This window comes from Polynucleobacter sphagniphilus, from assembly GCF_029892205.1.
GTDB lineage: Bacteria > Pseudomonadota > Gammaproteobacteria > Burkholderiales > Burkholderiaceae > Polynucleobacter > Polynucleobacter sphagniphilus.
The window spans coordinates 39010-48153 of the sequence record NZ_JARXVX010000007.1 but is presented as its reverse complement, the minus strand read 5'-3'; the positions used below and the strand labels follow the sequence as shown (position 1 = coordinate 48153).

Annotated in this window: 11 protein-coding genes; 6 read left to right on the top strand and 5 right to left on the bottom strand. The window is 46.1% G+C overall.

Features of this window, described 5'->3' with window-relative positions:
* Nucleotides 1–644: hypothetical protein (locus tag M2125_RS10605; RefSeq protein WP_280742957.1), on the top strand; the 644-nt coding region annotated here is incomplete at its 5' end.
* Nucleotides 596–1246, top strand: a complete 651-nt coding sequence (locus M2125_RS10600) for a hypothetical protein (RefSeq protein ID WP_280742956.1) — start codon at nucleotides 596–598, stop codon at nucleotides 1244–1246. The genes M2125_RS10605 and M2125_RS10600, both read left to right, overlap by 49 nt.
* Here M2125_RS10600 and M2125_RS10595 read toward each other — a convergent pair.
* The gene (locus M2125_RS10595; RefSeq protein WP_280742955.1) at nucleotides 1165–1602 is read right to left on the bottom strand and encodes a TadE family protein; all 438 of its coding nucleotides are present in this window, start codon (nucleotides 1600–1602) and stop codon (nucleotides 1165–1167) included. The genes M2125_RS10600 and M2125_RS10595 overlap by 82 nt on opposite strands.
* Before the next feature lie 85 nt (nucleotides 1603–1687).
* Here M2125_RS10595 and M2125_RS10590 point away from each other — a divergent pair, with 85 nt between their 5' ends.
* From M2125_RS10590 to M2125_RS10580, 3 genes are all read left to right on the top strand, one after another.
* Nucleotides 1688–2527 carry an RMD1 family protein gene (locus M2125_RS10590; RefSeq protein WP_277541432.1) on the top strand — a complete coding sequence of 280 codons (840 nt, stop codon included), beginning with the start codon at nucleotides 1688–1690 and terminating at the stop codon, nucleotides 2525–2527.
* 44 nt (nucleotides 2528–2571) lie between these two features.
* The gene (locus M2125_RS10585; protein ID WP_076024195.1) at nucleotides 2572–3918 is read left to right on the top strand and encodes an ATP-dependent DNA helicase; all 1347 of its coding nucleotides are present in this window, start codon (nucleotides 2572–2574) and stop codon (nucleotides 3916–3918) included.
* Nucleotides 3919–4010: 92 nt separating this feature from the next.
* Nucleotides 4011–4835, top strand: coding sequence for a hypothetical protein (locus M2125_RS10580; RefSeq protein WP_280742954.1), 825 nt, complete (start codon nucleotides 4011–4013; stop codon nucleotides 4833–4835).
* 58 nt (nucleotides 4836–4893) lie between these two features.
* Here M2125_RS10580 and M2125_RS10575 read toward each other — a convergent pair whose 3' ends face one another.
* The 4 genes from M2125_RS10575 to M2125_RS10560 are packed head-to-tail and all read right to left on the bottom strand — an operon-like array spanning nucleotide 4894 to nucleotide 8556.
* On the bottom strand, nucleotides 4894–6483 hold the full coding sequence (locus M2125_RS10575; protein ID WP_076024193.1) for a gamma-glutamyltransferase family protein: 1590 nt from the start codon (nucleotides 6481–6483) through the stop codon (nucleotides 4894–4896).
* An 18-nt stretch (nucleotides 6484–6501) separates the two neighbouring features.
* Nucleotides 6502–7479 (bottom strand): Bug family tripartite tricarboxylate transporter substrate binding protein, encoded by a 978-nt coding sequence (locus M2125_RS10570; RefSeq protein ID WP_280741986.1) that lies wholly within the window; start codon nucleotides 7477–7479, stop codon nucleotides 6502–6504.
* Nucleotides 7480–7484: 5 nt separating this feature from the next.
* Nucleotides 7485–8213, bottom strand: coding sequence for an LrgB family protein (locus M2125_RS10565; protein ID WP_076024191.1), 729 nt, complete (start codon nucleotides 8211–8213; stop codon nucleotides 7485–7487).
* The gene (locus M2125_RS10560) at nucleotides 8206–8556 is read right to left on the bottom strand and encodes a CidA/LrgA family protein (RefSeq protein WP_076024190.1); all 351 of its coding nucleotides are present in this window, start codon (nucleotides 8554–8556) and stop codon (nucleotides 8206–8208) included. The genes M2125_RS10565 and M2125_RS10560 overlap by 8 nt, the downstream gene beginning before the upstream one ends.
* A gap of 136 nt (nucleotides 8557–8692) precedes the next feature.
* Here M2125_RS10560 and M2125_RS10555 point away from each other — a divergent pair, with 136 nt between their 5' ends.
* On the top strand, nucleotides 8693–9142 hold the full coding sequence (locus M2125_RS10555) for a (2Fe-2S)-binding protein (RefSeq protein WP_076024189.1): 450 nt from the start codon (nucleotides 8693–8695) through the stop codon (nucleotides 9140–9142).
* Nucleotides 9143–9144: the final 2 nt, after the last annotated feature.

Genomic DNA, 9144 nt, shown 5'->3' with positions numbered 1-9144 from the left:
GCGGTCACGCTGATTCTGAAACAGGTGGTCACGCTCACTCTGAAATGACCGGTCATTTGCCTGAAATGGGTGGTCACGCTGGCCTGAAATACGCAATCGCTTTAGTTTTAATGAAATCAACTATGTCAAGCCGTAAATATGCGCTCCTGAAATTTACATTTCTTGCCTTTATATTGGAGGCGCCTTTACTCATTGCCTATTTATGGATGATGGGAAATGTTTCTCAAGCTCGTTTTAATCCACGTCAGATGTCTGAATGGTTGATTAACTATCAAGGTGGTTTTGTAAGGCGGGGCTTAGTGGGCGAAATCATTCTAAAAATAAGTTCGGTTTTTCCAATCACTACCTCAATCTATGCCATTGTTTTTTGGGCATTTGCAGCCTATGTGGCCCTGTTTCTAGTCATCTATCTAAAGGCAAGAATCCAAGATTGGAGCGTACTGGCCGTAGCAATATTATTGCAGGGCGGTATCTTCCACATGGGCAGCGGCGGTATTTTTTATATACGTAAAGAAGGCATTTTCTTGGTCTTTTTTTCAATCCTATGCCTCATATACTTAAACATTCAAGCCAGCTCCTTAAGGCGGCGATCGATATGGATTGGTTTATTGACCTTCCTCCTGTTAACGATTTTTCACCCTTAATGGTCTTGATGCATGAGGCTTATCTCTTTATGGGCTTTCCTGCTGCTTTCTTATTGCTATGGATTGTTCAAAAGGAAAATCCAGATCTTGGTTATTTAAAGAAGGCCTTAATTTTTCTCGCTCTAGAAGTCGTGGGGCTTTTTGTGTTGTGCTCTATGTTCCATGGAGATGCGTTGCAAAGCCAGGCGATCTGGGATGCCTTGCCATTTCAAGATCGCCTTTTTCTGTCACCCACAGCGCCATACACCCCTCTTGGGCCGATTGATTCGGTGGCATGGTCCTTGGGGCAACATTTAGCTACCATCTACGGCATTTTTAGTACTGGGGGTATTTTTGTTTGGATTTTATTTATCCCAGCAAACGGCTTGGCTTTAATGTATGTCTTGTCGCGCCTTGAGACTGCCAAGACCTCAACGGCTTATGTTCAATTCACCCGTTTAGCGCTGATTGGCTTACTAAGTTCTTCGGCCATGTTTTTCATTGCCAGCGATTGGGGTAGATGGTTAGCTTATCTATCGAATCAAACGGTGCTATTAATGTTCATCCTAGATGTGAGGTTATTCACTGCGCTACCAACAATCCAACCAATTTCGGAAAATTGATAAGTAACGGTTACGGTGACAGTAGTGCCTGAGGTCCCAGTGCCTGTTGCGGATGCAGAAGAGTTTGCATTACCACCAAAAGTAATTAGATTGGCATGTGTGTAATTGTTGGCAATCTGACAGGGATTGCCAGTACCGGTAGCCGTGCCTGAGCAGCTAATGGCCGCTGATGTATTAATAGCCCCCCAGCGAGCTCCCTCGCGGGCAGCATTGGTGATAACTGCCTGGTCATATAGCAGAATGCCATAGTTAATGATGCCAAAAACCAGCACTAAGAGCACTGGCAGAATAAGCGCAAATTCGACTGTCGCAACGCCGTCTTCATTTTGCTTAAAGCAAATCATGGGTTTTTTCATGTCCACCTCTTCATCCATCTAATAGTAGCCTATTTAAGCGCTAGTTCATGAGATGATATTAATTAAATCTTAATAGAGTTCCATCATGAATAAGCCCTTAGGCCTCAATTTACCGACTAACCAAAGTCCTTTAATGAAAGGCATGGATACTACGCACCAGTTGAATGCTTTGGTGCTCAATATCGCCAATCATATTGAAACCAAACAGCTTAAGTCATTACCGTTAATTTCATTAGCGCCTCTGACAGTGCGTTTGCCGTCATCAGGCGCTGCAGTTATTTTCCGTTTTGGCTGTGTAGTGCTTTTTGCCTCCACCGAGGATGATAGGAAGTGGTTACTAGAATTATTAACACCCGCCTGCTCCGGAATGATTGAGGGTTTTGCAGAAGAGTCTTTGCTGATTGTTATTGATCCTGAACATGAAGAGGGTCCGGATGGAGATGACATCTATCTCCATTCTCCCGATCTAGACCGTATCAAGATCGTTGCAGAAATTTTGGCTAAGTCTAATCAGATTGATTTTTTAGAGAGTCGTATCAGTAGTGAGTTCGATAAGATTGAACCGCTTGCGCTCGATTTAGCGGATGATGGCGCTTTCTCAATCAATACGCGCAATCTCATGAAAACCGTTGGTACCATGCTTCTAGCAGAGCAGCGCATGGCCAATCGAGGTGATGTGACCGATCGCTTTAATTCTCTTCTAACTAATCCAGAGTTGCAATTACTGCATGCACGTTTAGAGGATGAATACGAGTTAACTGAGCGATCTTTGCAGATTGAAGCAAAGCTAGCAGCAATTGGCAGAACCGCCAGCACACTGCTAGAAACGATTCGTTACACTAGTTCTCATAAAGTAGAGATCTATATTTTGGTACTGATTTTTATTGAGCTCTTACTCTCGGTCTATGGCTACTTCTTTCACTAGTAATAGTCATGCCGAGTATCTTACTTTCATGAAACAATAGGGCTATGAGCAGTCCTGCAGCCCTCGATTCTTCCGAAATAGAAATTACCCCCGACTATCAGGCGGTGATTGATGCAATTGAGAGGGGCGACCCCTATATCTTTGTGAGTGGCAAAGCGGGAACTGGTAAAACCACCTTAATTGGCTATCTTCGGGAAAATATTCCAGGTAATGTGGTTGTAGTTGCGCCTACTGGGGTGGCTGCTTTGCAGGTTAAGGGGGTAACTATTCATTCCTTCTTTCGCCTGCCGCCGCGCCTCATTTTCCCGGAAGAGGATATTAAGCCCCTCAAAGACAGGCGACTATATAAAGATATCCGCTTATTGATCATCGATGAAGTATCGATGGTCCGCACGGATGTAGTCGATGCGATTGATTTATTTTTACGTGCTAATGGACCCCACAAAAACCAAGCCTTTGGCGGCATTCAGGTCATGTTTGTGGGTGACCTTTTTCAGTTGCCCCCAGTTGTATCGGGCGCCGATATGGAGGTGCTAGCAGGTCGAGGTTACGAGGGGCCTTATTTTTTCTGTTCCATGGCTTTGCATCGTAAGGATGTGACCATGGTGGAGCTCTCAAAAATATTCCGTCAAAAAGACGAGCACTTTGCTGGATTGCTTAATCGCATTCGGATTAATCATGATATTGATGGGGCGCTTGAGACCCTCAATACCCAATGCTTTCGACCGGATCAAGAACAAGATGAGCAAACGATTACCCTAACAACAACCAATGCAAGGGCTGATCAAATTAATGGTGCAGGACTCCGCGCTTTAGCGGTGGACGCCAAATTCTATATTGGTAAGACGACAGGGAAGTTCAATATTGATGAACGCAATTTGCCATCTCCAAACAACCTCGCCCTGAAGGTTGGGGCACGTGTCATGTTCACTGCAACGGATAGTGGTTTTCCAAAGCGCTGGGTCAATGGCACCATTGGTATTGTGCGCGAGTTATTGCCCGATACTGTTAAGGTGACTGTCCAAAATGGACCTTACTCCAATACGGTAGAGGTAAAAGGCCATCAGTGGGAATCCTATCGCTACGACCATGACATGATGAGCGGCAAGATATCCCCACAAATTATTGGTACGTATGTGCAGATTCCTTTGATGTTGGCTTGGGCTGTCACTATTCATAAGAGTCAGGGCAAAACACTTAATAAGGTCAGGGTAGATCTTTCGTCGGGTGCTTTTGCATCTGGGCAGGTTTATGTGGCTTTGAGCCGTTGTACCTCGATTGAGGGAATCAGCTTGCAAAGGCCGATAGAAGCAAAAGATATTAGCTGCGATCTCGAAATTAAGCGCTTCTACCTCAATTGCTTGCCCTCAAATAGTGCAAATAAGCTATAAATACAGTATTGTGCCTATTCAAGTTCGGGTTAGTACAATTTAATTGGTCAAACTTTTTTATTTCGAATTACTAAACTGCATTTAAGCCAATCATGAAAATTCAATTATCTAAAGCTTTATTCTCCATTCTTGCCCTTGCTGGGCTTGCAAGCGCTCAGGCGCAGTCTGTCACTGTCAACCCTATACCAGTTGTGAATGACGACTGGCGTGTTTCTGCATCAATTAATGGATGGGGTAGTGCTTCTTCAGCAACGCTCACCGAAGGTCGTCGCTCAGTAACTAGCACAAACTCAATCAGTCAAAATCTGAGTGATGCCACTGCTGGTGCGCTCTTTAGTGCTGAAGCTCACAAGGGAGATTGGGGCATGATGGCTGACTTGGTGTATTGGTCGCTTAAGGACGGCAGCTCTAGCCGCGCCGCCTATACACCAAATGGTGATGGCACAATCTCGGTTGGTGATAATGCGGCTACTACTCAAACTGCTTTAACCGGTGCTGCCACATACACCGCATATAAATCCGCCAGCCTCTATCTAGATGGCTTGCTTGGTTTGCGCTACATCAGCTCTACTACCGTGATCAATAGCCAAGCTATTGTCAATATTGATGGCACTACTACTGCAGATCGCAATAGAAGTCGCAGTTCCGATCTTCATACAACTGACGCCATTGTGGGTTTCAAAGGCCGTTACCGCATCGCCGATACATCCTGGTTTATCCCTTTCTATGCTGATGGCGGTAAGGGCCCTGGCTCTAATGACACAACCTGGCAATTGCAGGCCGGTGTTGGTGATGCATTCTCGTGGGGTGATGTGACTTTGACCTATCGTGCGTTGGGTTTTGTATTGCCTGATAACCATGGTGGAACCAATTACACTAGCTCGGGCCCTCAGTTGGCGGCTACCATCAATTTCTAATACTGTCGTTGGATTAAGATAAATAAAGCCACCTAGGTGGCTTTATTATTTTCTGGTTTCAGAAACCAGCAGCGAGACCATCGCGACGGTGATCACTTCCGGCGATATAGCCATCAGCGGGATCATCACCTAAGCAAGCAATAGCCTGCGCGCTACCAAAATCCAAGCTATTGGCTGGCATCACTAAAACATCATGACCCATTTGGCGCAATCCCTCAACCACTGCATTGGGCATCGACGTCTCAACGGTCAGTTCGCCAGCATCATCAATCCGCCAACGGGGTGCATCTGAGCAAGCTTGCGGGTTGAGGTATTCATCCACAAAGCGCATCACAAATTGTAGATGTCCTTGCGGTTGCATATTGCCACCCATCACGCCAAATGCCATGCTGGGTTTACTGTCCTTAGTGAGAAACGCCGGCAAGATGGTATGAAAAGGGCGCTTACCAGGGGCAACTTGATTAGGGTGGCCATCCATCAAACTAAAGCTCATGCCGCGATTATGAAACGCTATGCCGCCAGGAGCGACAACTCCCGAGCCAAAGCCCTTGAAATTCGATTGAATATAAGAAATCATCATGCCCGCTTCATCAGCGGCGCACAGATATACGGTGCCACCAGTGTGTGGGTCACCTGCAGCATAGTCACCCGCTTGCTCGTGATTGATTAAGGCAGCGCGACTTGCTAGGTAATCTGGGTTAAGCAATTGAGAAGGGGAAAGACCCATTGTTGCTGGCTCAGAGATAAACGCATATGCATCAGCAAAGGCCATTCTCATTGCTTCAACTTGTAAATGAATACGCTTGGCAGAGTTTGCGGGGTATTGCTTTACATTGGCCGCTTGCAAAATACCCAAGGCCATTTGCGCAACAATGCCAGAGCCATTGGGTGGAATTTCATGTAAGGTGTATTCACCATAATCAAATGCGAGTGGTTCAACCCACTGCGCTTGGTAATTAGCAAAGTCTTCCAGAGTAAATACGCCACCCGTTTTTTGGGCAAAATCGACCATGCTTTTAGCAAGAGAGCCTCTATAGAATGCTTCACCTTCAGTGTTAGCAATCTCTTTTAGGGTTCTAGCTTGTTCTGGATAGCGCCAAATTTGCCCGGCAGCGGGTGCCTTGCCATCAATTAAAAATGATTCGGTAAAGCCGGGCTGATTTTTTAATATCGGAATTGCCTCGCGCCATTGACGTGCAATGACAGGCGAAACCGGAAAACCACTTTCTGCATAAGCAATAGCGCGCTTAAATAATTGCGCAAATGGCAACTTGCCAAATTTGCGCGAAAGTTCAATCCATCCAGCGATCATGCCGGGGACTGTGACTGTATTCCAGCCAATCAATGGCATAGCAGATTGACCGGCAAAATACTCTGGGGTCCAAGCTGCAGGAGCACAACCAGAAGCATTGAGGCCGTGTAACTTTTTGCCATCCCAAATAATGGCAAAGCCATCACCACCGAGGCCATTCATGGTGGGTTCAACTACGGTGAGTGTGATGGCCGTTGCTAGAGCAGCATCAACCGCATTACCACCATTTTGCAAAGCTTCTATGCCCGCCTGGGTTGCTAGTGGTTGTGAGCTGGCTACAGTATTGCGAGCCAAAACTGGGGCGCGACCACCACCAAAGGGAGGAGAAATAATCATCAAGGCTTTCGTTACTTTTTAATCGATCTTCAAATTAGCTAACTTCACTATCTTGGCCCATTTTTCGAATTCAGTATTTGTAATCACCGCTAAGTGCTCGGCATTTTCATAGTGCACACGAATACCTTGGGAAGCGAGGCGAGCCTGATTGTTCTTGTTGGCTGCAATCTTTGCAAGTGCATTGTCTAAACGGTCAACGATTGCTGGTGGAGTGCCCTTGGGTACATACACGGCATAGAGGTTTTCAACATCAAAGTTTTTCATGCCCTCTTGACTTAGTGTGGGCACATTAGGCAACAATGGTGAACGCTCAGCTGATGCCATTGCAATCGCCCTCAGTTTGCCGCTTTGGATGTGTGGCAGTGAAGCAGTCACGCTATCAAACATCATGAGGGTATTGCCGGCAATCAGATCAGGTAAAGCAAAGCTACTGCCTTTATAGGGAACATGCGTGCCGGTTGCGCCAATGCGCTGCATAAATAGAGTGGCCTCTATATGGGATAGGCTGCCATTGCCTTGTGATGCGTAATTGAAATTACCGTTTTTTGATTTTATAAAGGCGATTAATTCGGTTAAATTTTTGGCGGGAACAGAAGGGTTCACCACCAGTAAATGAGGGATAGTTCCCATCAGCGCTACCGGTGTTAAATCCTTGCGCATATCTACTGTTGCATTGGCAAAAAGACTATGTGAGATTGCTTGATTGGTTAGTGCTCCAAAAAAGATCGTATAACCATCTGGGGCAGCTTTTGCAGCAGCCTGCAAGCCGATCATGCCACCAGCACCGGGCCTATTGTCAACCATGACTGATTGCCCAAGTGCTTCACCTAAGTTGGAGGCAATATTTCGTGCAAAACTATCAGTAGAACCTCCGGCTGGAAAAGCAACAATTGCCACGATGGGTTTTTTGGGCCAATCTACATCAGCTCCAATAGCAATACGATAAAAACTAAAGAGTAGGGCGCAGCCTATGAGGGCTGATTTGAGGATTTTCATAGGGATTACTGATTAAATAGGTGATATAGGATGGGAATTGCAACCGCACTCAAGATACCATTCATGCCCATCGCCAGACTGGCATAGGTACCAGCTTCAGGGTGAATGCTAAATGCTCTGGAGGTGCCAATACCATGTGCGCCAATGCCGATGGCAAAGCCACGCTGCCACCAGGCCTTCATGCCTAGGGCATTGAGCACAAAGGGTGCCAAGATGGCTCCGAGAATTCCGGTAGCCACTGCAAAGATTGCCGTTAAAGTAGGTGATACGCCAATCCGCTCTGCAATACCCATGGCAATAGGCGCAGTAACTGATTTAGGGTACATACCACCAATAATGCTGTTATCAGCACCTAATAATTTGGCGATATTAACTGCGCTAAAAATGGACATCAGTCCGCCAGTGACCAGAGCAGCGAGCAATGGCAAAGACCTGCCTTTTAAACTGCTCAAACCTCGATAGATTGGAATGGCTAAAGAAACTGTGGCAGAGCCTAATAGAAAGTGAATAAATTGCGCGCCTTCAAAATAGGTTGAATACGGCATATCAATTAATTGAATGGTGCATGCAACCAAAATGATAGCGATGGCTACTGGGTTGGCTAATGGATTTTGTTTGAAGTGACGATAGATGGTTAAGCCGATTTGGTAGGCGGTCAAGGTTAGGAAGAGTGCAAAGAGTGGGCTACCGGATAGATAAACCCAGATCTCGAAGATGGTGTGTTCTTTACTCATCTCGATCCAATTTCGCATGGAGAAAACGAACCACTACTGCGCTGGAACCAATCGTCAATATGACACTACCAACTAGGGCGCATATGATGGCCAGGGCATTTTCTCGAAGCTGGGGCAGGTACAGCACCACACCTACTGCCGCCGGAACAAATAAGAGGCCAAGATATTGGCTAAACCCATCAGCGACGATTGCTAAGTCAGAGTTAATGCCCTTACGCAAGACCAGCCAGCCCAACAGAAGAATCAAGCCAATCACTGGGCCTGGGAGGGTGGGGAGAACCGACTTTGAAACGAGCTCCCCCAGGCTTTGAAAGAAGAGTATTTGTACAAGTCCGAAGATCATGTATGGATCTTACTTCGGGTCATAATTTGTTGCAACGCAATAAACTAATTCTTAGTTAAGATAAGCACATGAAATACAGGGTTTTTCGGTTCCTTGACCATAAAACTCAAATTATTAAACCTTCAGGAGATCACTCATGACCGAATTAAATGTCAATGGCAAAAAATACAAGGTAGATGTCGACCCGGACACCCCATTGTTATGGGCTATTCGCGAGCAAGTTGGCTTGACCGGGACCAAATATGGTTGCGGCGTCGGTCAATGTGGTGCTTGTACAGTCTTGTTTGAAGGCGTTGCCATGCGCAGTTGCTCTTTGCCGGTATCGGCCGCCGAGGGCAAGAAAATTGAAACCATTGAGAGCTTGGAAAAAAATGGTCAATTGTCTAAGATTCAAAAGGCGTGGGTAGATAACCAAGTTCCGCAGTGCGGCTACTGCCAATCCGGCATTGTGATGGCTACAACAGCTCTATTGCGTACCAACCCAAAACCAACCGATGCTCAGATCGATGAGGCTATTACGAATATCTGTCGTTGCGGTACTTTCCAGCAAGTGCGTCAAGCGATCCATGCTGTCACCAAGGCTTAAGG

Coding starts and splice junctions, on each gene's coding strand:
- M2125_RS10600 (WP_280742956.1), top strand. CDS start 596: ATGGATTGGTTTATTGACCTTCCTCCTGTTAACGATTTTTCACCCTTA.
- M2125_RS10595 (WP_280742955.1), bottom strand. CDS start 1,602: ATGAAAAAACCCATGATTTGCTTTAAGCAAAATGAAGACGGCGTTGCG.
- M2125_RS10590 (WP_277541432.1), top strand. CDS start 1,688: ATGAATAAGCCCTTAGGCCTCAATTTACCGACTAACCAAAGTCCTTTA.
- M2125_RS10585 (WP_076024195.1), top strand. CDS start 2,572: ATGAGCAGTCCTGCAGCCCTCGATTCTTCCGAAATAGAAATTACCCCC.
- M2125_RS10580 (WP_280742954.1), top strand. CDS start 4,011: ATGAAAATTCAATTATCTAAAGCTTTATTCTCCATTCTTGCCCTTGCT.
- M2125_RS10575 (WP_076024193.1), bottom strand. CDS start 6,483: ATGATTATTTCTCCTCCCTTTGGTGGTGGTCGCGCCCCAGTTTTGGCT.
- M2125_RS10570 (WP_280741986.1), bottom strand. CDS start 7,479: ATGAAAATCCTCAAATCAGCCCTCATAGGCTGCGCCCTACTCTTTAGT.
- M2125_RS10565 (WP_076024191.1), bottom strand. CDS start 8,213: ATGAGTAAAGAACACACCATCTTCGAGATCTGGGTTTATCTATCCGGT.
- M2125_RS10560 (WP_076024190.1), bottom strand. CDS start 8,556: ATGATCTTCGGACTTGTACAAATACTCTTCTTTCAAAGCCTGGGGGAG.
- M2125_RS10555 (WP_076024189.1), top strand. CDS start 8,693: ATGACCGAATTAAATGTCAATGGCAAAAAATACAAGGTAGATGTCGAC.